This is a genomic window from Acidovorax sp. GW821-FHT10E04 (assembly GCF_059415185.1).
In genome coordinates this window covers 24,642-46,957 of record NZ_JBWKMT010000007.1, presented here as the reverse complement: position 1 = coordinate 46,957, position 22,316 = coordinate 24,642, and the positions used below count along the sequence as shown (strand labels likewise).

Below are 22,316 nucleotides of genomic sequence, written 5' to 3'. Positions count from 1 at the left end.
CGTCTAGCCCGCCCCGGGCTGCGGGCCCTAGGATCGGCGCGGGTTTCTGCTGAATCGGTGCGCGCAGGCCTTGGGCAAGAATGAAGCTATCTCACAGGAGTTTTCCATGCAGTATTTCGTGACGGGGGCAACGGGTTTCATTGGCAAGCGGCTGGTCAAGAAGCTGCTGGAGCGCAAGGGCGCGGTGGTGCATTTCCTGCTTCGCAAGGAAAGCGCGGACAAGGTGGCCGACCTGCGCAGCTTCTGGGGCGTGGGTGCCACGCGCGCCATTCCCGTGTTTGGCGACCTCACCGCGAAGAAGCTGGGTGTGGCTGCGGAAGACGTCAAGAAGCTCAAGGGGCAGATCGACCACTTCTACCACCTGGCCGCCGTGTATGACCTCTCCGCCGACGAGGAAACCCAGGTCGCCGTGAACATCGAGGGCACGCGCAACACGGTCGATCTGGCCAAGGCCATCGATGCCGGGCACTTCCACCACGTCTCGTCCATCGCTGCCGCGGGCCTGTATGAAGGCGTGTTCCGCGAGGACATGTTCGAGGAGGCCGAGGGCCTGGACCACCCGTACTTCCAGACCAAGCACGAGAGCGAGAAGATCGTGCGCCAGGACTGCAAGGTGCCCTGGACGGTGTACCGCCCCGCCATGGTGGTGGGCGACAGCACGACCGGCGAGATGGACAAGATCGACGGCCCGTATTACTTCTTCAAGCTCATCCAGCGCCTGCGCCAGCTGCTGCCGCCCTGGATGCCCACCGTGGGCCTGGAGGGCGGGCGCGTGAATATCGTGCCGGTGGACTTCGTGGTGAACGCGCTCAACGTCATCAGCCACCAGAAGGACATCGGCAAGAAGTGCTTCCATCTGGTGGACCCGGTCGGCTACCGCGTGGGCGATGTGCTCGACATCTTCAGCCGCGCCGCGCATGCGCCGCGCATGAACCTGTTCGTCAACGCCGCGCTGCTCGGCTTCATCCCCAAGAGCATCAAGAAAAGCCTGATGGCCCTGGCGCCCGTGCGCCGCGTGCGCAATGCCGTCATGAAGGACCTGGGCCTGCCCGAGGACATGCTCACCTTCGTGAACTACCCCACGCGCTTTGACTGCCGCGAAACGCTGGCGGCGCTCAAGGGCTCGGGCGTGACCTGCCCCAACCTCAAGGACTACGCCTGGCGCCTGTGGGACTACTGGGAGCGCAATCTTGATCCCGAGCTGTTCATCGACCGCACGCTCAAGGGCACGGTGGCGGGCAAGGTCGTGCTGATCACCGGGGGGTCTTCGGGCATCGGCCTGGCGGCGGCGCACAAGTTCGCCGAGGCGGGTGCGACCACCATCATTTGCGGGCGTGACCAGGACAAGCTCGACGAGGCGTGCGCGGAGGCCAAGGTCAAGGGCTACGCCTTCATCGCGTATTCGGCCGACATTGCCGACATGACCGATTGCGACCGCTTCGTGCAGCTGCTGATCGACAACCACGGCGGCGTGGACTTCCTGATCAACAACGCAGGCCGCTCCATCCGCCGTGCCATCGAGTCGAGCTACGACCGCTTCCACGACTACGAGCGCACCATGCAGCTCAACTACTTCGGCTGCCTGCGCGTGACCATGGGCTTTCTGCCCGGCATGGTGGCCAAGCGCAAGGGCCATGTGGTCAACATCAGCTCCATCGGCGTGCTGACCAACGCGCCGCGCTTTTCGGCCTATGTGGCCAGCAAGGCGGCGCTGGATGCCTGGACACGCTGCGCATCGAGCGAGTTCGCCGACCAGGGCATCACCTTCACTACCATCAACATGCCGCTGGTGCGCACGCCCATGATCGCGCCCACCAAGATCTACAACAACGTGCCCACGCTGAGCCCCGAGGAGGCGGCCGACATGATCGCCCAGGCCTGCATCTTCAAGCCGGTGCGCATCGCCACGCGCCTGGGCATCACCGGCCAGCTGCTGCATGCGCTGGTGCCCCGCGTGGCGCAGATCACGATGAACACCAGCTTTCGCATGTTCCCGGATTCCACCGCCGCCGCCAAGGGTGACAAGGGCGCCAAGCCGCAGCTGTCGGCCGAGGCGGTGGCGCTGCAGCAGATGATGCGCGGCATCCACTTCTGACGACCGTCCGGCCCGCGCAGATGCCCATGCGTTGAACTCTGTTACCTGGTGGCCGGGCAGGGTGGGATAATCGCGGGTTCTGCCGAGCTGGCATTTCACACAGCCCTCCCTATGATTCTGGTTACTGGCGGCGCGGGTTTCATTGGCGCCAACTTCGTTCTTGACTGGCTTGCTGCCTCCAGCGAGCCCGTGGTCAACCTCGACAAGCTCACCTACGCTGGCAATCTGCACAACCTGGACAGTGTTCAGGGTGATGCGCGCCACATCTTCGTGCAGGGCGATATCGGCGACACCGCCCTGGTGGCCCGCCTGCTGGCCGAGCACAAGCCCCGCGCCGTGGTCAACTTCGCGGCCGAGTCGCATGTGGACCGTTCCATCCACGGGCCGGAAGACTTCATCCAGACCAACATCGTGGGATCGTTCCGCCTGCTGGAGGCCGTGCGCGCCCACTGGAGCGCGCTGCCCGAGGGCGAGCGCGCGGCGTTCCGCTTCCTGCATGTGTCCACCGACGAGGTGTACGGATCGCTGGCCCCCACCGACCCGGCCTTCGCCGAGACACGCGGCTTCGAGCCCAACAGCCCCTACAGCGCCAGCAAGGCCGCCAGCGACCACCTGGTGCGCGCCTGGCACCACACCTATGGCCTGCCGGTGCTCACCACCAACTGCAGCAACAACTACGGGCCCTATCACTTCCCCGAGAAGCTGATCCCGCTGATGATCGTGAACGCCCTGGCGGGCAAGAACCTGCCGGTGTATGGCGACGGCATGCAGGTGCGCGACTGGCTGTACGTGAAGGACCACTGCAGCGCCATCCGCCGCGTGCTGGAGGCCGGCGCCCCCGGCGAGACCTACAACGTGGGCGGCTGGAACGAGAAACCCAACATCGAGATCGTGAACATGGTGTGTGCGCTGCTCGACGAGCTGCGCCCCCGTGCAGACGGCCAGAGCTACCGCTCCCAGATCACCTATGTGAAGGACCGCCCCGGCCACGACCGCCGCTACGCGATCGACGCGCGCAAGATCGAGCGCGAGCTGGGCTGGAAGCCTGCCGAAACCTTCGACACCGGCATCCGCAAGACGGTGCAGTGGTACCTGGAGCATGCCGACTGGGTGGCCAGCGTGCAGACCGGTGCCTACCGCGACTGGGTGCAGACCCAGTACGCGCAGGAGGCACCAGCCGCTGCCGTCGCGGACGCCAGCGCATGAACATCCTGCTCTTTGGCAAGGGCGGCCAGGTCGGGTGGGAGCTGCAGCGCAGCCTGTCCTTGCTGGGCACGGTGACGGCCCTGGACCATGACAGCACCGACCACTGCGGCGACTTTGCCAACCCGGCAGGGGTGGTCGACACGGTGCGCGCCCTGCGCCCCGACGTCATCGTCAATGCCGCGGCCCATACCGCCGTGGACAGGGCCGAGAGCGAGGCCGACTTTGCGCGCACGCTCAATGCCACCACTCCCGGCGCCATCGCGCAGGAGGCTGCGCGGCTGGGCGCCTGGCTGGTGCACTACAGCACCGACTATGTGTTCGACGGCAGCGGCCGCCGCCCCTGGGTGGAGACCGATGCGCCTGCCCCGTTGAGCGTCTACGGCCGCACCAAGCTCGAAGGCGAGCAGCTGATCGCAGAGGCCGGTGCCAAGCACCTGATCCTGCGCACCAGCTGGGTCTACGCCGCGCGCGGCGGCAACTTCGCCAAGACCATGCTGCGCCTGGCCCAGGAGCGCAATCGCCTGACCGTCATCGATGACCAGTGGGGAGCCCCCACCGGCGCGGACCTGCTGGCGGATGTGACCGCCCATGCACTGCGCCACCTGCAGCAGCGCCCGCAGGACGCCGGGCTCTACCACTGCGTGGCGGCCGGCGAGACGAACTGGAATGAATACGCAAAATACGTTCTTGCGCAAGCACAGCTTGTACAACCTGCTATTGAAATAAAAGCAATAGAAGTGGCGCCAGTTCCGACAAGCGCATTCCCCACCCCTGCGGTGCGCCCGCACAACTCGCGCTTGAACACCGGCAAGCTGCAGGCCGCCTTTGGCCTGCAGATGCCGCCTTGGCAGTCTGGCGTGGCGCGCATGCTGGCTGAAACTCTCTGAACGGCACCTGACCATGACGCAACGCAAAGGCATCATCCTCGCCGGAGGCTCTGGCACCCGGCTGCACCCGGCCACCCTGGCCATCAGCAAGCAACTGCTGCCGGTCTACGACAAGCCCATGATCTACTACCCGCTGAGCACGCTGATGCTCGCGGGCATCCGTGACATCCTGGTCATCAGCACGCCGCAGGACACCCCGCGCTTCGAGCAACTGCTGGGCGATGGCAGCCAGTGGGGGCTGAACCTGCAATATGCCGTGCAGCCCAGCCCGGATGGCCTGGCCCAGGCCTTCATCATCGGTGAAGCATTCCTGGACGGCGCGCCCAGTGCCCTGGTGCTGGGGGACAACATCTTCTACGGCCATGATTTCCATGAGCTGCTCGGCAATGCACAGCAGCGCACGGTGGGTGCCAGCGTGTTTGCCTACCATGTGCACGACCCGGAACGCTATGGCGTGGCTGAATTCGACGCGCAGGGCAAGGTGCTGTCCCTGGAGGAAAAGCCCGCCCAGCCCAAGAGCAGCTATGCCGTCACCGGCCTGTACTTCTATGACAGCCAGGTGGCACAGATGGCCAAGAGCCTCAAGCCGTCGCCACGGGGTGAACTTGAAATCACCGACCTGAACCGCCTGTACCTGGACCAGGGCCAGCTGAATGTCGAGATCATGGGCCGTGGCTACGCCTGGCTGGACACGGGCACCCACGAGAGCCTGCTGGAGGCCAGCCAGTTCATTGCCACGCTGGAGCACCGCCAGGGCCTCAAGATCGCGTGCCCTGAAGAAATCGCCTGGCGCTCGAACTGGATCGACAGTGCCCAGCTCGAGCGCCTGGCCCAGCCTCTGTCCAAGAACGGTTACGGCCAGTACCTTCAGCGCCTGCTGAACGACAAAGTTTATTGAACCGCCATGCATTCCATCCGCCAATCCATCCCTGATGTCGTACTGATCGAGCCCAAGGTGTTCGGCGACAGCCGGGGGTTCTTCTACGAGAGCTTCAACCAGCAGGCCTTCCAGGAGGCTACCGGCGTCCAGTGCGACTTCGTGCAGGACAACCACAGCCGAAGCAGCCAGGGCGTGCTGCGTGGCCTGCACTACCAGCTGCCTCCCAGGGCCCAGGGCAAGCTGGTGCGGGTGGTGCGGGGCGCGGCGTTTGATGTCGCCGTTGACATCCGCAAGGGATCGCCCACCTTTGGCCAGTGGGTCGGAGCGCTGCTGACGGAAGACAACCACCGGCAGCTCTGGGTGCCGCCGGGGCTTGCCCATGGTTTCCTGGTGGTGTCCGAATCGGCTGATTTCCTCTACAAGACCACCGATTACTACAGCCCTGAGCACGAACGCTGCATCCGCTGGGACGATCCACAGCTGGCCATCGCCTGGCCTGCCGTCGATGCCGCCATCCAGCTGTCCGCGAAGGACCAGGCGGGACGCTGGTTCGCCGAGGCGGACCTTTGAGCTTGGCACCGACGCAGGTGCTTGCGACCGGCGCCCGCACAAATCCGGCCGCGCTGCGGATCGCCATCCTCGGAGCCCGGGGCATTCCGGCGAGTTATGGGGGGTTCGAGACATTCGCCGAACAGCTCGCTACCCGCCTGGTGGCGCGGGGCCATGAGGTCACCGTGTATGCGGAAACCGGCGAGTCGTCGGTGCAGGACACTTTCTACCAGGGTGTTCGCGTGCGGTACAAGCGCCGTCCGCGGTGGGGGGCGGCATCGGTCCTGGCCTACGATTGTGCTTGCCTCTGGGATGCCTGCCGTGGCTACGACCTTGTCTACATGCTGGGCTATGGCGCTGCATGGGCCTGCTGGTGGCCCCGGGTGTTCGGTGTCCCGGTCTGGATCAACGTGGATGGGCTCGAATGGGCCCGCAGCAAATGGGGCCGGGGCGCGCGCCTGTATTTGCGTTGCATGGAATGGGTAACCACCAAGGCCGCGACGCGCCTCATCGCCGACGCCGAGGTCATTGCGCAGCGGTTCCGCCAGACCTATCCCCGGGGGGCGCCGTCGAGCTTCATCGCCTACGGCGCGGAACTGGTCGAGGGGCGGCAAGTGGACCCTGCCGTGCTTTCCCTCTGGGGCCTGCAAGCCCATCGGTACATGCTGGTGGTGGCGCGGCCCGAGCCAGAGAACCATATCCTCGAGATCATCCAGGGCCATGTGATGCACGGCGGAGACTGGCCACTCGTCATCGTGGGGGATGTCTCGGGTGCCACGGCCTACCAGCGGCAGTTGCAGCAGCACGCGAGTGAGCGCGTGCGGTTCATCGGGGGCATCTACGACGGCGGGCAGCTGGCGAGCCTGCGCGTGCATGCCGCCTGCTACCTGCATGGCCATTCGGTGGGGGGGACGAACCCTTCGCTTCTGGAGGCCCTGGCCTGTGGAAACTGGGTGATCGCGCACGACAACCCGTTCAACCGCGAGGTTGCGCGCGATGCGGCCGACTATTTTGCGACCCCCGAGCAGCTCGCGCGCAGCCTGGATCTGGTGGTGCGCGAGTCGGACGCCCTGCGGCACCGGCGCGCCCAGCGCGCGCGGGGCATTGTGGCGGAGCACTACACCTGGGATGGCATCACGGATGCCTATGAGGCGCTGATGCATTCGGAATGCCGCCCTCGCAGCGCGGCGGCAGGCACGAGGGCGCCGTGATCTCCCACGCGGATGGGCCCATTTCCTTGCCCGCTGGATCCGGCGGGGCTGCCACCACGGCGCTGCCGCTGGTGGATGTGCTGCTGGCAACCTACAACGGGGCCAAGTACCTCGAAGGCCAGCTCGACTCGATCTGGGCCCAGACCTACAGGAACTTCCGGCTCCTGGTCAGCGACGATGGCTCCTCGGATGCGACGCTGGCGATCCTGGCGCGCTACAAGGAGCGCTTTGGCGAGCGGCTGGTGGTGCTGCCCCATCCGTCGCGTGGCCATGGGGTTGTCCGCAATTTCGAGAATCTCATGGCAGCCAGCCTGCGTGACGGGCTGGCGGAATGGGCCGTGTTCTCGGACCAGGACGATGTCTGGCTGCCCCGGAAAATAGAGGTTTCGTTGCAGGAGATGATGCGGATGGAGGAGGAAGGAGGGCGTGGCCTGCCCTGCCTGGTCCATGGCGATCTGACCGTGGTCGACGAGAGCCTGAATGTGATCTCCGATTCGTTCGCCGCGTACCAGAGGATGGATCCCCGGCAATGTTCCTCGCTCTCCCTGCTCAGCGTGAACGAGGTGACGGGATGCACGATGATGGTGAACCGCACCCTGCTGCAGATGGCCTTGCCCATGCCGCCCCATGCCATCATGCATGACTGGTGGTGTGCGCTGGTGAGCGGGAGTGGCCGTCGGAGCTTCCTTCGCACCCCGCAGATACTGTACCGCCAGCATGGCGCCAATCAACTGGGCGCCAAGGACCGCAGCCTGGGGACGCGCTTGCTGCGCTTTTTCACCAACGGCCGCGGGGTCGTCAGGCGCGTCAGGTCGCTGGGAGAGGGCACCTATCTGCAGGCCCGGGCGCTGCAGCAGCGGTTGCGAGCCCTGGGGCTGGACGAGGGCTACGTGTCAAAATACCTGGCGTGGAGGGACGGGCCGCTTGTGGCGAGGATTGTGGGATATCGCCAATATTATGTGGGTCCCGAGCTGGATCGATTAAGCCGCTGTTTGTTGTGGTTCAAGTGATTCGCCCCTGCGGTTGATGCAAATCATGCCTGGGTATTTTGGTTGTTGAAAGAATGTTCAAAGGCGTCGGTAATGAAGCTCTCGGCTGAAGTAGGTGAAGTGGAAAGCGTTGATGTCGCTGCGCCCAGGCTCGGGGAGATGCTCCTTGCGGACCAGAAATTGTCGCGCAATGACCTGGAGAGGGCGCTGGAGGTCCAGCGCTCCATGGGTGGACGCCTGGGCCGCCTGCTCATCAGCCTGGGACTGGTTTCCGAGGTCGATGTGTACGCCGCACTCTCCCGGCAGATTGACCTGCCTCTGGTGCGCCAGGACGCCTTCCCCAAGGAAAAGCCCGCCACGTCGCGGCTCAATACCAGCTTCTTGCTGGCCAACAACCTGCTTCCCCTGGGCAATGCGGAGGATGCGGACTCCATGCCGGAGTTTGCATCGGTGGACCCCCGGAGCGCTGCATTGCGCGATGCATTGCGCCTGGTGTTCGGGGATGTGCCGAAGATATTCTTTGGCCTTGAAACCGAAATATCCAGCCAGCTCAACGAGTGGTACGTCCAGGACCCCGAACAGAACGAAGAAACCGGGGGCGACCAGTTCGAGGCCTCCGAATTCATCGAGCACCTGCGGGACATGGCCTCGGAGGCCCCCATCATCCAGCGGGTGAGCCACATCCTTTCACAGGCGGTGGCAGCCCAGGCCTCGGACATCCATATCGAAACCTACGAAGAAAAATCGGTGGTCCGCATTCGGGTGGACGGCGAGCTGTATCCCATCGACGAGATCGACAACAAGGATGCTCCCGCGGTCGTGTCCCGCATCAAGATCCTCTCGCAACTGGACATTGCGGAACGCCGGATGCCCCAGGATGGCCGCACCAAGCTGCGCGTGCATGGAAAGGAAATGGACTCGCGCGTGTCCACCATCCCCACCATGTTCGGCGAATCCGTCGTCATGCGGTTGCTGGAAAAGAACTTCGACCTGCTTTCACTGGAAAGCCTGCATTTCACGCCGCCCACGCTGAAAACCATGCGCCAGCTTCTGAGCGTGCCGCATGGTATCTTTCTGGTGACAGGGCCCACGGGGTCGGGTAAATCCACCACGCTGTATGCCTCGATGCAGGAGCTGGAGGGCGAAAACCTCAAGATCCTGACGGTGGAAGACCCGGTGGAGTACCGGTTGCAGTGGCTCAACCAGGTGCAGGTGCAGCCCCAGATCGGACTGACCTTTGCCAAGGTGCTGCGCTCTTTCCTGCGCCAGGACCCGGACGTCATCATGATCGGCGAAATGCGTGATGGCGAAACCGCCGAAATCGCCGTGCAGGCCGCGCTGACGGGTCACCTGGTCATGTCCACGCTGCACACCAACAGTGCGCTCGGCGCCATCGTCCGCCTGATCAACATGGGGGTGGAGCCCTATCTGATCACGGCATCCGTGGTCGGCGTGCTGGCGCAACGCCTGGTGCGCAAGCTGTGCGAGGAGTGCAAGACCCCGCTTTTGCCGGACCAGGCGCAGGCCGCGGCGGCATCCCTGGGGGTGCCTTTGCAAGAGGGGCAGGTCATTTATAAATCCGTGGGTTGTGCCGCCTGCCGGGGCACGGGCTATCGGGGGCGGATCGCCGTCCATGAACTGCTGGTCCTCACGGAAGACGTCAAGAAGGTGGTCCTTGAAAGGGGCTCCAAGCTCAGCAGCGAAGACGGCGCCTATGCCGGGGGGAACTTGTTGCAGGATGGCGCCACCAAGGTCTTCAAGGGTCTGACAACGGCAGAAGAAGTCCTGCGCGTCGCTCGTCAAAATGATTGAATTTCAATACGATGGCATCACGTCCGACGGCAAGGCCTGCCAGGGGACCGTCCGCGCGCTGAATCTGGAAAGTGCGCGGCTGCGGCTTATCGGGCAGGGCGTGACACCGGTGCGCATCGCGGATGGATCGGGGGCGGTCTCCCAGGATGAGCCGCAAGGCCGGGGCGCAAAGCTCAAGCGCAGCGAAATACTGCTGTTCAGCCGTGAGATGGCACATCTCAAGCAGGCCAACATGCCGCTCGACAAGGCGCTGGTCATGCTCAAGGAGACGGCGAACACGGAGCGGCTGAAAGCATTCATTGCCAAGGTGGAGGAGGGGGTACGGGGCGGGAAATCGCTGTACCAGTCTCTGCTGCCTTTCGAGCGGGACCTGGGGCGCCAGTATCTGGTCCTGATACGGGCTGGGGAAACCTCTGGTTCGCTGCATGTGGTCCTGAAGGAACTCACGGTCCAGCTCGAGGCCGAGGACAAGCTGCGCAACTACGTCATTTCTTCCATGACGTACCCGGTCATCTTGCTGGTGGTCGCTGTCTTGTCTGTCGTTCTCCTGCTGGCGTTCGTGGTTCCCCAGTTCCGGGAAATCTTCGACTCCATGGGCGACAAGCTGCCCTATTCGACCCGGCTGGTGGTCGACCTCAGCGATCTGATCCGCTCCCACTGGATGGCGATCCTGTTAGGCTTGGCGGTTGCGCTGTTCCTGGGCTCGCGATGGAGCGCAACGCCCACGGGGCGGTTGCGTCTCGACAGCGTGCTGCTGGATCTTCCCCTGTTCGGCAAGGTGCTGCGGAACCTGCAGTTCGCCATCTATTTCCGGACCTTCGGCATTTTGCTGCAGCGGGGCGTTCCGATGGTGGATGCCTTGCGCATTGCAGTGGATACGTTGACCAATACCGCGCTGCGCAAGGATATCGAGCCGCTGGTCGGTATCGTGAAAACCGGCAAGCGGCTTTCCACGGGTTTTTCGTCTCCGTACTTTGCAAAATCCAGCACTCCGCAGCTCATTCGCGTGGCAGAGGAAACCGGCCAACTGGATATTACGCTGCTGGGCTTGGCGGATCGCTACGAGGATGAGGGCCGCCGGACCATGGGGCGTGTCTTGGCGGCCATGGAGCCTTTGATAATTATTATTCTCGGGGCCTTGGTTGCATTCATCATTATTGCAATCCTGGGTGGTGTCTTGTCGATTAACGACACAATTTGATTTTGATTGTTTAAGAGATTTGATATGAATGTAAAGAATTCTGGCAGCAACGGAATGGCGCGGGCGAAGCGTTCGTCGGGCTTCACACTGATCGAATTGCTGGTGGTGCTGGTGATCCTCACGCTGCTTGCAGGGCTGGTGGGCCCGAAGGTGCTGGATCAGCTTGGCGGCGCCAAGTCCAAGACCGCCCGTATTCAGATTTCTGAAATCGAACAAAGCCTGGATCTCTTCAAACTGGATGTGGGCCGTTACCCCAACGACGCCGAGGGGCTGCGCGCCCTGGCGGACCGGCCCGCGACAGCGCCGGGCTGGAATGGGCCGTACCTGAAGAAGGGCCTGCCCTCTGACCCATGGGGTGCCGCCTATCTTTACAAGAACCCGGGCCGCAACGGGGGGCCGGACGTGTTTTCCCTGGGGGCCGATGCCAAGCAGGGCGGGGATGGCGAAAACTCGGACGTTTTTAACTGAGCCGCGCCCCCGTTTGCAGCACCGTTTGGTGGTTTCTTTCGCATGAGCCCTCTCTTGATGGCGCCATTGCGCCGCGTCCAGGGCTTCACTTTGCTGGAGATGCTGGTCGTGCTGGTACTGGCCGCCATTACCGTGTCGGTGGTCGGCGCCGGGGGGCAGGCGTACATGGAGCGGTCTCGCTACAGCCAGGTGGTGCGGGACGTCTCCAGCCAGCTCAACAAGGCGCGCGCACTCAGTGTCCAGGAGGGCCGGCCGGTGACCGTGACCTACCAGCCGGAAATCCGCAGGCTTGTAGTGGACGGACGGTTGACTCTGGACGTGCCTGGACCATTGCTGGTTCAGTGGGAAGCCATCGAACGCAATCCCAAGTCCACCAAGGCTGCAGCCGCAGCGGGAGAGCCGATTTTTGTGTTCAGTGCAGACGGTGGTGCTCGAGGCGGGCGGTTGGCGGTCCTGCGCGGTGGGCAAGGTGTCACTTTTCGCGTGAACTGGTTGCTCGGAACGGTGGAGCAAGCCACGACCGTGGCCCCGTCATGACGGTGAAGCGCTGCCTGCCCCCTTTTCTGAACCCGTTTTTTCAGCAATGCAGGCGAAAGCCTCGACCGCAGCGGGGGTTCAGCCTGCTGGAGGCGCTGGTTGCCATGGCCATCGCTTCCATTGCACTGGCAAGCCTCTATCGAAGCGTGGGGCAAAGCTCCAAGAATGTCATGGATGTGGAGGCTCGCGTGGAGGCCTCTTTGGTGGCCAAGTCAGCGCTGGCCGCCGGGGTTTATGCCGAAGATCTGATCAAGCAGGATTCCGGGCAGTCGGGCGTGTGGCGCTGGCGCATCCAGGTGGTGCCCGAGCAGGTTCCCATGATGGACGAAAGCGGTCGTCCTGCGCCAGGAGGGCCCGTGCGCGCGGCGAGGGTCACGGTGGAGGTCAGCAGAGATGGGGTGACCGCGGTGACGTGGACCACCTGGAAACCATACAGGTCTGCGTCATGAGCCAGGCCTTTCGCAAAACCTCTCGCGGGTTCACCTTGCTGGAGCTGCTGATCGCCCTGGCCGTCACGGCAGCCGTGGTGGCGCTGATGTTTGCGGGTGTCGGCGTGATAGGCCGCTCCGAGGAGCGCAACCAGCGGGTGATCGACCGGTCCGAGCGGATGATGGTGGTCAGCCAGTGGCTGGGGCGCAAGTTTGACACCCTGCGTTTGCTGATGCAGCGTACGAGCGAAAACAAGGTTGTGACATTTTTCAGCGGCAATGCGGCGGGTGCCATTTGGGTAGCCCCTTTGCCGGAGCGTGGCGATGCGGGAGGGCTGTATGTGTTCCGCACAACACCGTTGCGCCATGAGAATGGTCGTGTCGATCTGTCTGTCGAGGCTATCCCCTATGACGGGGCTCTGATGGCGTTGGATTGGAGTCGTGCCTTGCGAGAGACGCTTTTGCCGGACGTTCGAACACTCCAGTGGTACTACCAGGATGGTCAGACGGGGGAGTGGACGCAACAGTGGGACTCCACCAAAGCACAGTATCCTGCGCGGGTCAAGGTTGAGCTTGCCGATGCGCAGGGGGACTGGCCCATGCTGATTTTCCCTTTGACGAGGGCAAGATGATGGCCCGCAGTAAACGCCGTAGCAAAGGCGCAGCGTTGATTCTGGTGCTGTGGCTGGTGGCTTCCCTGTCATTGGTTGTGATGGCGAGTGCTCGGGGTGTTCGTCAGCAGACACAACGCGCGGCTCTGGATCTGGAGCGCATGCGTTCGGAGACCGTGCTGGATGCGGTCATCCAGCTGGCGGTGCAGCGGGTCATGTCGGAGAAGACTGCGGACAGTGGATACCGCATTCAGCGTTTGTCCCTGGGGGGCAATGATGTTTGGGTGGAGATCACTCCCTCCGGCGGGCTGGTGGATGTGAATGTCGCAAGTGAAGCCTTGATGCAGGCCTTGTTCCAACGGGCGGGCGGCCTGACATCCGGCGAAGCCGCTATCCTGGCTTCGCGCGTGCGGGATTTCATCGATCCTGACGATACGCCTGGCGGTGTGGGGGGGGCCGAGTTGGCTCAGTACCGTGCGGCGGGCTGGCCCGCCAAGCCCCGCAATGCGGCCCTGGATGACCTCTCTGAGTTGAGATCGGTGCTGGGAATGACGTCGGAGCTCTATGAGATAATCGCGCCCCACTTGGGTATCAATGGGCAGCAACGCATCGAAACCGGTTCGGCTCCTCCAGCACTGATCGACGCCCTTTCGGGGCAGCCAGGCTTGGGGGCTCGCATTCACAATTCCTCTCCAGAAATGCGGGCTGCGGCGCTCCAAACAGGAGCCGCAGCCGACTTTTTCTCGCCTACCCGGGCAGGCGGTGGGCAAACAGTGCGTGTCAAGGCGTTTGTGCGGACTGAGGGTGATCGATGGTGGCAGCGTGAGGCATGGGTTGATCTCAGCGAGCGTCCAGGCAACTTGACGCCCTGGACAATGCTCTCGCTGGAGCCGACACGCCGCTTTAACAAGCCAGAACAGGAATTCAAGCCATGACAGGTTGGGGGCAACTATCTCTTCGTGCGCAAAAGGTGCTGGACCGAATGGCCTGGGGTTTTGGTGATCTGAAGCGAGTCCTGGTGGAGCATGGGGCTTGGCCCTCGATCGCGAATCCCGCCGTGGCTTCCGATGGCGGACGCTGGTCCATTTCAGGAACGCGTCTGCGCAAGCGCACCAACAACCGCAAGGCGGCCAGCCTGCTGGTGCCAGAAGCTGACTGCCTATGGGGCACGGTGCAGTTGCCGGACATGCCCCAGCGCTCCCTGGCCGGGGGGGTGGAGGAAGCCCTTTGGCGGGTTTCACCCATGCCTCCAGAGCAGATCGTGGCTGCCTGGCGTGCTGAGCCGAAGGCCCAGGGCGGATGGGTGGTCGAGTGGGGTATGTGCCGGCGCAGCTCCCTGGAGCAGCAACTGGCGCAGCACGGATTTGCGGGGAACGCACCGGTGTACATGGTCCGCCAAGGGCGCGCTCTCCCTGTCCATGGTGCGGCATGGCAAAAGCAGAGCAGCCGCCAGCACTGGATAGATGGAGCCGCCGCAGCATTATTGTTGCTGTTGCTGGTCGCTTTGTCGCTGCCCGCATTGATGCCACTCGTACTAAAACGGCAGGCGGTGGTCCGCGCTGTGCAGCATGTCGGCATGCTTGAGCCCAAGGCGGCTCCTCTGCGCCAGAAGATGGATGAACTGCGCAGTCAGGCTGGAATGGCGGAAGAGTTGCGCAAGAGCATCGCCATCGACATGCCTCTGGCCAGCGTGATTGACGGGCTCTCATCTGCGATCCCGGCCGACACCTGGCTCGATCGTCTCGAAGTCAATGGATCCGAGATAAAGATCACTGGCCTGACTGCCAATGCCACCGAACTCATTGGGCACCTCGGACGGCAACCGGGATTTGCCGATGTGCGGGCAACTGCTGCGAACGTGCGCGATGGCGCGTTGAACAAGGAGCGCTTCACGATCGAATTGCGCTGGCGAGGTGAAGGGGCAAAGCCATGAAGATGAATGTTTGGCGGCGTCATTCGATCGTTTTGCTGCTAGTGCTGTGCATTGGTGCGCTGGCATGTGCTGCATTGGTCTATAGAGCACTCTGGGTACGCTACGAAGGTGCGCTGCATCAGTTGGAGCCTCGCAGCGAGCGGCTGGAGGGCGTGGTCAACGCGGGCTCTGAAATCGAGACGCTGCTCAGCTCCGCGAGCAATACCGTTGCCCCTTTGCTTCACCCCGCCGGTGAGGCTGCGCAGAACGATATCCAGCAGAAGATCCGCCAGTTGATCATGGCCTCTGGGAGTACGCTGGTTTCCTCCCAGGTTGCGTTGGAGCCAGGGGGGGAGGGCAAGCTGGCGCGCATCCGCCTGACGGCCACCGTCAGTGGCGAATGGGCCAAACTTGTGAATTTCATGGAAAGCTTGCAAACGCAACGTGCGCCGTTCTGGGTGCGCACTGCCAACATCATGCGCGAGGGGGGGAGCTCCGGGCCCGGTCCCCAGACTGCCCGTCTGACGCTGCAATTGGAGGCTCCCTTGGCACCAGAAAAGGTCAAGCCATGATCAAACCTTGGCATCTTGGCCCGGTACTGGCGGTTGCCGCATTGGCGGCCAGTGCTTACTGGTGGCATAACGAAAAAGATCGATGGAGTCCACCGCCGCCGCGCAAGCCTGACCTCCCCAAGGTCGAACCCATGCCCGAGCCAATAAGCGTCCGCGCTAAGCAGGCCGTAGAGCGTCCATTGTTCTGGACGTCTCGGCGCCCGGTGGTTGTGGATGAAAAGAAGACCAGCTTGGTTACGGAATTGACGCAGTCACGCCTTACGGCCGTACTGGAATCCGGCCTGCAGCGTGTAGCTATCCTTCAGCGTGCGGATGGCACCACACTCAAGATCACCGGGGAAACAAAACCGTGGCGGATAGAGTCATTTGACGGCCGCAACGCGGTGTTTCTATCTGCGGACGATCAACGCGTAGAACGCCCGCTGGAAGCAGGAAGCGCTGCGGCGCCCAAAGCCGGTCCTATTGGCGATCGCCTGCGCAGGCCCACCATAAATCAGTAAGCCACTGCGGCATACCCCCATATTGGAGCTATATCTCTATGAACATTCGGCCATCCATCCTTTTGCTGGCGTTGCTGGCTGCGGGTTGCGCCAGCACACAGGGCGGGCCTGCCGCGGCTCCTTCGCCCGAGCAAACGGTGGCGGCATCATCCGATGTTGCTGCAAGCCCGTCGCCTAAGGCGGCTGCGCCTGTGCCAATTGCCCCTGTGGCACCCAATACTGCGGAGGCTGCGAAGGGGGCCAAGGTCCCGGAGCAAAAGAGTGCGCCTTCCAGCACCCGCCTTTTTCCTGGAAATGACCAGTTCTTCAAGCGTGACGTTGCGCCGCAAGTAGACCCCGTCCTCGCCAAAGGAGACAAGGTCGCACTCAACTTCGAGAATGTCACGGTCAGCAATCTGGCGGTGGCGTTGCTGGGTGACTTGCTCAAGCTCAACTACACCATTGACGCCGGCGGCGAAACGGTGGTGAGCCTGCATACCCGCCAGCCGCTGCTGCGCAGCCAAGTCCTGGACGTGCTGGACGCTGTGCTCCTTCCCCATGACCTGGCGATCGTCCGCGACAACGCAGGCGTTTACCACGTTACCAAGCGCACCGTCACCTTGGGAGCTCGCCCGGTAGTGGGCGCGTCGCGTTTCAAGGATTTGTCGGGGGCCGGGACCGTCATCGTTCCGTTGAACCACATCGCTGCGGCCGAAATGGCCAAGATACTGGCGCCCATCGCACCGCGCGAAGCCATCGTCTACGTGGATGCCATGCGCAACCTGCTGGTGCTGCAAGGAAGCAAGGCCCAGTTGGGTGGCTGGCTGGAGATGGTCGAAGCCTTTGACGTGGATTTCCTTTCCGGAATGTCGCTGGGAGTGTTCGTGCTGGAGAATGCCAACGTCAACGTAGTGCGTGATGCGCTGCAGGCGATGTTGGGTGCGGACAGCGGCACCGGTGCGGCGCCACCAGGAGGCGCGGCACCAGCACCAGCGGGAGTGGGTGGATTGCCAAATGCGGGTGGCGGAGCGAGCGCTGGAGGTGGCGGAGCATCCGCGCAGGTGGCCACTCCCTTGGGCGGGCTCATTCGGGTGTTCCCGGTTGAACGTCTCAATGCCCTGGTCGTGGTCACTCCGCGAAGCCACCTGCTGGCCCAGGTGGAAACCTGGATTCGGCGCCTGGATCGCCCGACCGATACGTTGGAGGCCAGTCTGTTTGTCTATCCGGTGCAAAACGGCTCGGCTTTGCAACTGGCTGAAATGCTCAATGGCCTGTTCGGTGGGGGGCAATCCGGGCAAGGCAGATCCGGCGGTGTGGCATCGGGCTCTGCTCCCACGCAGTTTTCCCAGGGCGCGGGTCTGGGTGGGGGGGGATTTGGTGCTGGCTCCGGTCTTTCAAGCAGCAGTTCCAGCCCCTTTGGCAACACGGGCAGCACGGGCGGCATGGGCAGCGGTTCCCTGGGGGGAGCCCTCGGTGCCGGCGGGAATAGAACAACATCTCCCAACAACACATCGCTCACTTCGACCAGCCAGTTGGATGGCAATGTGCGGGTTGTAGCTGACGAAAAACGCAATGCCCTCCTGATCCGCGCCCCACGAACCGAGTACCGCCGCATTGAGCAGGCGTTGCGGGAGCTTGACAAGGCGCCGATGCAAGTGCTGATCGAGGCCAGCATCGTGGAAGTGAGCCTAACGGGAAATCTGGAATACGGCGTTGAGTGGTATCTGCAGAATGGCCTCAGTGGCGGCCGTGAAGGGCAGGCGTCGCTGAACATGAACACGAGCGGGGGCATAGGGCCAAAGCAACCGGGTTTTTCGTACAGCATCGTGAACTTGAGCAAGGCCAATCTGGTGCGCGCCACGCTTAACGCACTCGCCGAAAAGTCGCAGGTGCGCTTGCTGTCCAGCCCCTCGGTGCTGGTACTGAATAACCACAACGCCACCATCCAAGTGGGCCAGCAGCAGCCTATCAAGAGTTCCACCGCGGTCACGACAGGCAATTTGGTGACCGAATCCATCACCTACAAGGACACGGGGGTGATGCTTTCAGTGACGCCTTCTGTCAATGCGGGGGGATTGATCAGCATGGATATCTCCCAGCAGGTCACAGACGTTGGTGAGCAAGACATCGCGACGACTCAACGGGTGTTCCAGACCCGCCAGATTCAGACGCGCGTTGCCGTGCGTTCGGGTGAGCCTATCGTGCTGGGTGGGCTTATTCGTGAAAACGACAGCGGAAGTCGCAGCGGTATTCCAGGCCTGGCGGATATCCCGGTGTTGGGCTCATTGTTCTCCACCACGTCCAACAAGCGCAATCGCACCGAATTGCTGGTGCTGATGACGCCGCGTGCCCTGGAGGATGACGACCAATTGCGTTCGGCCAGCGCTGAGATGCGCGAGCGCATGCGTTCGCTGTCCTTGCAGGCGCAGCCTTTCAATATCCGCCCTGCGGACGTGCCGCTTCAGCCCTGGCGCTGAGTCGCCGGACGGGTGCTGCTGCGGCTGTACCCGCTGCGTCGAATCCATATCCCACAGGAGAGTCTTTACATGACAGAGTCTTTCACTCGTCGCCATTTGTTCACGTGCGTTGCCACTTCTGCAGCCCTAATGGTACTTGCAGGCTGTGCCACCACGGGGGGGGGCGCTGTGTCGCCCGAAGATGACAAGGCCGCATTGCTCAAGCGCGCGCACGCTTATTGGGCATTGCTGCGCGCCAACGACAATCTGGCGGCCTGGCCCTATGAGGAGGTATCCAAGGATCCCAAGGCCACGCTGGAGGAATACCTCAAGCGGGGTGGCATTGGCTACGACGCCGTGGAGGTGCGGGGTGTCCGCAGTATCGAAGGGGATCGCGCCTTGGTGAATATCTGGATGCGCTACTCGCTGCCAATGCTGCGGATCAAGAGCAAGGAAGCGACGGCTGAAGACGAGTGGCGACGCATCGACGGCGTCTGGCACCACGTACTGCGCCGCAGCGTGATGTTCACCAAAGAGCAAAACTAGAAGTGTCGTTGTTTGGGTGCAACAAACAAGCGGGTAACGAGTTTCTGGCGGAAATAGGTTGAAAAAATTAAAGGTATCAGTATAAGATTGCATCAACCCAAACGGAGTACGGATGGGTTGCAGATCCCGCACAGGGTGGGAAAGCTTCCTTCAATTATCTAAGGACTGAGAAGATGAAAAAATTTGCAATGGCAGCCGTTGCAGCCGCTGCGCTGAGTGCTGGTGTGGCGCAGGCGTACACCGTGGGTACGTACAGCAATGGCTTTGTGGTTCCTAACGTGATCCACAACGGCTCTTCCGACACGACCGCTGTTGGCCTGATCAACCAATCCGCTGGTACCCGTGCCGTGTACTGGACGTTCTTCGACCAAAACTCTCAGCACGTGACCGACGGTTGCTTCACCATGACCAGCAAGGACTATCAGTCCTTCATCTGGTCTGAGCAATCGGGTGGTGGTCTGAACAATGTTCGTGGTTACCTGGTGTTCGCTGCAGGTGCATCCACCGTTGGTGGTGCTGCTCAGACCGCTTGCGCTGGCGCGGCTGTGTTGGCTACGGCTGGTGATGTGTCCCTGTCTGCCAATGCTTTCCAGGCAAACGCAATCAGCAAGGACGTGGCTTTCGTTCCAGTGATCGATGGCCCTCTGCTTGTTACTAGCGGTGTTGATATCACCAAGATGGGTCCCACCAGCTTGGAAGCTGTAGCTGGTGCTGCACAGACCTTTGGTTCCGTTGCGCCTACGTTCAGCATGCGCTACGCAATTGACCAAGCTCCTGGCGGCCTGGATACCGCTGTTGTGGTCTGGTCCACGGGTGACCATCGCGGTACCCACACTGTCAACATCTATGATGACAAGCAAAACCGTAAGTCGGTTAATTTCGCTCTGAAGAAGGCTGAACTGGACTGGTTCGATCCTGAATCCATCGCCGGCTTGCCTGCAACCTTCACCGATGGCTTCATCGAGTGGACGCCAAACACTGTGCCTGGCGACTACGCAGCTCTGGGTGGCGCGACTGGCGATGCCCTGGCGGCTAAGTCTACGGGTTCCGTGTTCACCTACTCGCAGATCAGCTCGGCTGCCTTTGGCGCTGTGCAGACCCTGCTGGGCGCACACACCACCATCGCTCCTTAATACACGCTTGGCATGGCAGGCACCTTTTGGTGTCTGCTTGTTGAGTGCGGTCTAATGGTTGTTGCACTTGTAGGTAACAACCTTGAAGGACAGTAAAGATAGCGCCGCAAGGCGCTATCTTTTTTTGCATTTCAGGGGTTGAATATGGCTTTGAGGTTTCGATCTGTGCCTTCCTGGGCGATGGCGATTACGGTGGCCTGCTTTGTGGCTGGTTGTCAAATGCAACCCTTGCAAGACGCTGCGGGCGAGGTTGAAGGTTCGGTCACATCTGGGCCACAGCAGATTGTGGTGCCAGTTCCTGTGGCTTGGGGCGGAGAGGTGCGTTGCGGCGCCAGCAACTGTCTGCTAGTGGCAGTAGAGCATGAGAACGGCATGGTGGCGCTGCACAAGATTGACGGACGGAAGTCCACGCAGCTTGACCGCCTGTCTGTTGCTTACCATCCCGATTCGGCTGTGTGGCTGTCCGATGATCTCTTGGTCGCGGCGGTAGAAGCGACTGCCAGTTTGGACGTATTTCGTGTCAAAGGAGCAAAGCTCGAGCGCCTCCAGCAGATTCCGGTCGGGTTTGCGCCCCGTGACGTGATGGTTGCCAAGGCGGCGCGGGGCAGGTATACGCTGCTGGTGACTCCCTATAGCGGAAAGGAAGTCGCTTGGGTCATGGACTGGGCGGTGGAGGATCAGCGGGAGCCCACCGTGAAGAAAATCCACTGGTGTGAGGCACCATGGCACCCTGTCAAGTTGAACAAGGCTCCTGGCATCAATGGGGCGGCGGTTGCGGTGGCCTGTCTAGACGATAAACGCCTTGTTGCTGTGCCTGAGTCGAGTGTGCTGTCGACTCCGGTTGTTTTGGCTTCCTTCCCCGCCGTTTCTCGCAATGCCGCGCCGTCTCCGTCCGGCAATTGGGTGTTTGTTTCTCTCGAAACAGGGGCGCGCAATGCCAGGGTTCACATGGAAACAGGGGAACTCCAATGGATTCAATCCCCTCTGACTGGCAGTGTGTCAACGGCGCCGCTGGAGGATGACCTGGTCATCTGGGGGGAGGATGGCGAACTCTACCTGCAGCGCTTGGACGTGAAGGGCGACGTCCTGGAAACGCGCTGGCACAAGGTGAGTGGCTTTGCCACTCGGCTGCAGATACTTGATGTCGACAAGGATGGTGAACGCGATGTAGTCGCGTTCAACTCTGCGGGAGATGTGATTGATGTGGTGTACGGCCCGTTGTGGGAAGGCGCTAAAGTGGAGCGTGCGCGTCAGCAGCGTGCGCGTTGATGGAGTTGTAAAGAAGATGAGCAATCGTTTTGAAAGTTACCGCCGCATCCTGGGTGTATCGCTGTTGTCGTTGACGGGGTTGTTGGGAGGGGTGGCGGCGTGTGCTGCGAATCTGGCGAAATTTGCGGGTGGCGAAGTCATTACCGCATCCGATATGGCGCAGTACCTGGATCGCCGTGTGGATTTGCGCAGCAGTGCCCGGAACAAATGGGGCATTGAGAGGATCGTGCGCGAGATGGCCCTTACACGGGTCCTCGTTCTGGAAGGGGAGCGCCTCGGAGAGCCGCGGTTGTCTGGCCAGGAGTCCGGCCGGTTCGACGATGCTTACGCTTTCGCCATTTTCAAAAAACTGGCCCCGGTCTGCAGTCCTCCGGCGGACGGCGCAGCGGTGCGCAGGTTCTATGACGAAAATCCGAAGGCGTTTCTTGTGCCGCCTATGGCGCGTGTGAATCGTGTGATGCTGCCCATTGCCGAAGCTGTGGATTCGCAGAATGCCATGGAGTGGCTCATGGCACAGGCCCAGGCCATTGCCTCCGGAGCTCAAACATTCGACGGCGTCGTGAAGCGGGCTGATACCATCTATCGTCTGGATCCACAGGGAGATGTGGGGTGGGTGATTCTTGCAGAGGAGAACACCATCGTGCGTGCCCTGGCGACGAGCAGAGCGGGCGATATGGTAGGCCCAGTGCGCGAAGGGGATTTTGTTTACTTGTTCTCCATCAGCGAAAAGCGTGAAGGTCGTCAGTTGTCTTGGGATGAAGTGGCCGTTTCCGCTTCTGCGAGGGCGGTGAGCTACTGCCGCCAAACCGGCAACAAGAAACTGGAGGAAGATCTGCTGTCCAAGTATGGAATGGTGATGGATGCGGCGGGTATCAGCAGCGTGTTTGACAAATCCGAATCCAAGCGGTGAGCCTTTCGGGGGCGGTCGTTACAAGCGTATATTGCTTCGCCCGGCGCGGCCAGTACAATGGTGAGTTATCCAGAACGCAGCGGTCAGTCCCGTCTGCCCTGCCAAGCGCGTTGTAGCGTTCGTGCTGGCCAAGACTTCCCTTTGAGCGACTGCCTCCGTAGGCAC

General features: G+C 62.1%; 22 protein-coding genes. All 22 read left to right on the top strand.

The annotated features are described in order from the left end of the window. Nucleotides 1-106: 106 nt before the first annotated feature. The 22 genes from AC07OC_RS21085 (at nt 107) to AC07OC_RS20980 (ending at nt 22,151) form a co-directional block, all read left to right on the top strand. On the top strand, nt 107-2,095 hold the full coding sequence (locus AC07OC_RS21085; protein ID WP_494596229.1) for an SDR family oxidoreductase: 1,989 nt from the start codon (nt 107-109) through the stop codon (nt 2,093-2,095). 111 nt (nt 2,096-2,206) lie between these two features. Then, a complete protein-coding gene (gene rfbB, locus AC07OC_RS21080; RefSeq protein ID WP_492254575.1) occupies nt 2,207-3,301 on the top strand; it encodes a dTDP-glucose 4,6-dehydratase in 1,095 nt (364 codons plus the stop codon). After that, on the top strand, nt 3,298-4,188 hold the full coding sequence (gene rfbD, locus AC07OC_RS21075) for a dTDP-4-dehydrorhamnose reductase (protein ID WP_494602118.1): 891 nt from the start codon (nt 3,298-3,300) through the stop codon (nt 4,186-4,188). Before rfbB ends, rfbD begins: the two co-directional genes overlap by 4 nt. Before the next feature lie 13 nt (nt 4,189-4,201). Continuing rightward, nucleotides 4,202-5,086, top strand: coding sequence for a glucose-1-phosphate thymidylyltransferase RfbA (rfbA, locus tag AC07OC_RS21070; RefSeq protein WP_218293182.1), 885 nt, complete (start codon nt 4,202-4,204; stop codon nt 5,084-5,086). Between the two features lie 6 nt (nt 5,087-5,092). After that, a complete protein-coding gene (rfbC, locus tag AC07OC_RS21065) occupies nt 5,093-5,638 on the top strand; it encodes a dTDP-4-dehydrorhamnose 3,5-epimerase (RefSeq protein WP_218293183.1) in 546 nt (181 codons plus the stop codon). After that, nucleotides 5,635-6,828: a DUF1972 domain-containing protein gene (locus AC07OC_RS21060; protein WP_255591271.1), complete on the top strand. Its 1,194-nt coding sequence runs from the start codon at nt 5,635-5,637 to the stop codon at nt 6,826-6,828. The genes rfbC and AC07OC_RS21060 overlap by 4 nt, the downstream gene beginning before the upstream one ends. Beyond that, nucleotides 6,825-7,838, top strand: a complete 1,014-nt coding sequence (locus AC07OC_RS21055) for a glycosyltransferase family 2 protein (RefSeq protein ID WP_370627814.1) — start codon at nt 6,825-6,827, stop codon at nt 7,836-7,838. Before AC07OC_RS21060 ends, AC07OC_RS21055 begins: the two co-directional genes overlap by 4 nt. Before the next feature lie 72 nt (nt 7,839-7,910). Continuing rightward, entirely contained in the window at nt 7,911-9,629 is a 1,719-nt protein-coding gene (locus tag AC07OC_RS21050) for a GspE/PulE family protein (protein ID WP_218340511.1), read from the top strand. Continuing rightward, nucleotides 9,622-10,830, top strand: a complete 1,209-nt coding sequence (locus tag AC07OC_RS21045; RefSeq protein ID WP_218293185.1) for a type II secretion system F family protein — start codon at nt 9,622-9,624, stop codon at nt 10,828-10,830. The genes AC07OC_RS21050 and AC07OC_RS21045 overlap by 8 nt, the downstream gene beginning before the upstream one ends. A 24-nt stretch (nt 10,831-10,854) precedes the next feature. After that, a complete protein-coding gene (gene gspG, locus AC07OC_RS21040) occupies nt 10,855-11,298 on the top strand; it encodes a type II secretion system major pseudopilin GspG (RefSeq protein ID WP_255591270.1) in 444 nt (147 codons plus the stop codon). Nucleotides 11,299-11,340: 42 nt separating this feature from the next. After that, complete coding sequence (locus AC07OC_RS21035) at nt 11,341-11,835, top strand: GspH/FimT family pseudopilin (protein WP_255594473.1); 495 nt, start codon at nt 11,341-11,343, stop codon at nt 11,833-11,835. Further along, nucleotides 11,832-12,284, top strand: coding sequence for a prepilin-type N-terminal cleavage/methylation domain-containing protein (locus AC07OC_RS21030; RefSeq protein ID WP_218293186.1), 453 nt, complete (start codon nt 11,832-11,834; stop codon nt 12,282-12,284). The genes AC07OC_RS21035 and AC07OC_RS21030 overlap by 4 nt, the downstream gene beginning before the upstream one ends. Further along, nucleotides 12,281-12,895 (top strand): prepilin-type N-terminal cleavage/methylation domain-containing protein, encoded by a 615-nt coding sequence (locus AC07OC_RS21025; protein ID WP_218293187.1) that lies wholly within the window; start codon nt 12,281-12,283, stop codon nt 12,893-12,895. The genes AC07OC_RS21030 and AC07OC_RS21025 overlap by 4 nt, the downstream gene beginning before the upstream one ends. Next, nucleotides 12,895-13,809, top strand: coding sequence for a type II secretion system minor pseudopilin (locus AC07OC_RS21020; RefSeq protein ID WP_255591268.1), 915 nt, complete (start codon nt 12,895-12,897; stop codon nt 13,807-13,809). Before AC07OC_RS21025 ends, AC07OC_RS21020 begins: the two co-directional genes overlap by 1 nt. A gap of 47 nt (nt 13,810-13,856) precedes the next feature. Further along, nucleotides 13,857-14,807 carry a PilN domain-containing protein gene (locus AC07OC_RS21015; RefSeq protein ID WP_494602114.1) on the top strand — a complete coding sequence of 317 codons (951 nt, stop codon included), beginning with the start codon at nt 13,857-13,859 and terminating at the stop codon, nt 14,805-14,807. Beyond that, on the top strand, nt 14,804-15,358 hold the full coding sequence (locus AC07OC_RS21010) for a GspMb/PilO family protein (protein ID WP_218293190.1): 555 nt from the start codon (nt 14,804-14,806) through the stop codon (nt 15,356-15,358). Before AC07OC_RS21015 ends, AC07OC_RS21010 begins: the two co-directional genes overlap by 4 nt. Beyond that, nucleotides 15,355-15,858 (top strand): hypothetical protein, encoded by a 504-nt coding sequence (locus tag AC07OC_RS21005; RefSeq protein ID WP_255591266.1) that lies wholly within the window; start codon nt 15,355-15,357, stop codon nt 15,856-15,858. Before AC07OC_RS21010 ends, AC07OC_RS21005 begins: the two co-directional genes overlap by 4 nt. Before the next feature lie 38 nt (nt 15,859-15,896). After that, the gene (gene gspD / locus AC07OC_RS21000) at nt 15,897-18,314 is read left to right on the top strand and encodes a type II secretion system secretin GspD (RefSeq protein ID WP_218340506.1); all 2,418 of its coding nucleotides are present in this window, start codon (nt 15,897-15,899) and stop codon (nt 18,312-18,314) included. Nucleotides 18,315-18,383: 69 nt separating this feature from the next. After that, the gene (locus AC07OC_RS20995) at nt 18,384-18,839 is read left to right on the top strand and encodes a hypothetical protein (protein ID WP_218340505.1); all 456 of its coding nucleotides are present in this window, start codon (nt 18,384-18,386) and stop codon (nt 18,837-18,839) included. Nucleotides 18,840-19,012: 173 nt separating this feature from the next. Continuing rightward, nucleotides 19,013-19,972 (top strand): hypothetical protein, encoded by a 960-nt coding sequence (locus tag AC07OC_RS20990; protein WP_218340504.1) that lies wholly within the window; start codon nt 19,013-19,015, stop codon nt 19,970-19,972. A 219-nt stretch (nt 19,973-20,191) separates the two neighbouring features. Further along, on the top strand, nt 20,192-21,241 hold the full coding sequence (locus AC07OC_RS20985) for a hypothetical protein (RefSeq protein WP_218340503.1): 1,050 nt from the start codon (nt 20,192-20,194) through the stop codon (nt 21,239-21,241). Nucleotides 21,242-21,257: 16 nt separating this feature from the next. Further along, a complete protein-coding gene (locus AC07OC_RS20980; RefSeq protein WP_494602111.1) occupies nt 21,258-22,151 on the top strand; it encodes a peptidyl-prolyl cis-trans isomerase in 894 nt (297 codons plus the stop codon). The last annotated feature ends 165 nt before the right edge of the window (nt 22,152-22,316 follow it).

Coding starts and splice junctions, on each gene's coding strand:
- AC07OC_RS21085 (WP_494596229.1), top strand. CDS start 107: ATGCAGTATTTCGTGACGGGGGCAACGGGTTTCATTGGCAAGCGGCTG.
- rfbB (WP_492254575.1), top strand. CDS start 2,207: ATGATTCTGGTTACTGGCGGCGCGGGTTTCATTGGCGCCAACTTCGTT.
- rfbD (WP_494602118.1), top strand. CDS start 3,298: ATGAACATCCTGCTCTTTGGCAAGGGCGGCCAGGTCGGGTGGGAGCTG.
- rfbA (WP_218293182.1), top strand. CDS start 4,202: ATGACGCAACGCAAAGGCATCATCCTCGCCGGAGGCTCTGGCACCCGG.
- rfbC (WP_218293183.1), top strand. CDS start 5,093: ATGCATTCCATCCGCCAATCCATCCCTGATGTCGTACTGATCGAGCCC.
- AC07OC_RS21050 (WP_218340511.1), top strand. CDS start 7,911: ATGAAGCTCTCGGCTGAAGTAGGTGAAGTGGAAAGCGTTGATGTCGCT.
- AC07OC_RS21045 (WP_218293185.1), top strand. CDS start 9,622: ATGATTGAATTTCAATACGATGGCATCACGTCCGACGGCAAGGCCTGC.
- gspG (WP_255591270.1), top strand. CDS start 10,855: ATGAATGTAAAGAATTCTGGCAGCAACGGAATGGCGCGGGCGAAGCGT.
- AC07OC_RS21035 (WP_255594473.1), top strand. CDS start 11,341: ATGAGCCCTCTCTTGATGGCGCCATTGCGCCGCGTCCAGGGCTTCACT.
- AC07OC_RS21030 (WP_218293186.1), top strand. CDS start 11,832: ATGACGGTGAAGCGCTGCCTGCCCCCTTTTCTGAACCCGTTTTTTCAG.
- AC07OC_RS21025 (WP_218293187.1), top strand. CDS start 12,281: ATGAGCCAGGCCTTTCGCAAAACCTCTCGCGGGTTCACCTTGCTGGAG.
- AC07OC_RS21020 (WP_255591268.1), top strand. CDS start 12,895: ATGGCCCGCAGTAAACGCCGTAGCAAAGGCGCAGCGTTGATTCTGGTG.
- AC07OC_RS21015 (WP_494602114.1), top strand. CDS start 13,857: ATGGCCTGGGGTTTTGGTGATCTGAAGCGAGTCCTGGTGGAGCATGGG.
- AC07OC_RS21010 (WP_218293190.1), top strand. CDS start 14,804: ATGAAGATGAATGTTTGGCGGCGTCATTCGATCGTTTTGCTGCTAGTG.
- AC07OC_RS21005 (WP_255591266.1), top strand. CDS start 15,355: ATGATCAAACCTTGGCATCTTGGCCCGGTACTGGCGGTTGCCGCATTG.
- gspD (WP_218340506.1), top strand. CDS start 15,897: ATGAACATTCGGCCATCCATCCTTTTGCTGGCGTTGCTGGCTGCGGGT.
- AC07OC_RS20995 (WP_218340505.1), top strand. CDS start 18,384: ATGACAGAGTCTTTCACTCGTCGCCATTTGTTCACGTGCGTTGCCACT.
- AC07OC_RS20990 (WP_218340504.1), top strand. CDS start 19,013: ATGAAAAAATTTGCAATGGCAGCCGTTGCAGCCGCTGCGCTGAGTGCT.
- AC07OC_RS20985 (WP_218340503.1), top strand. CDS start 20,192: ATGCAACCCTTGCAAGACGCTGCGGGCGAGGTTGAAGGTTCGGTCACA.
- AC07OC_RS20980 (WP_494602111.1), top strand. CDS start 21,258: ATGAGCAATCGTTTTGAAAGTTACCGCCGCATCCTGGGTGTATCGCTG.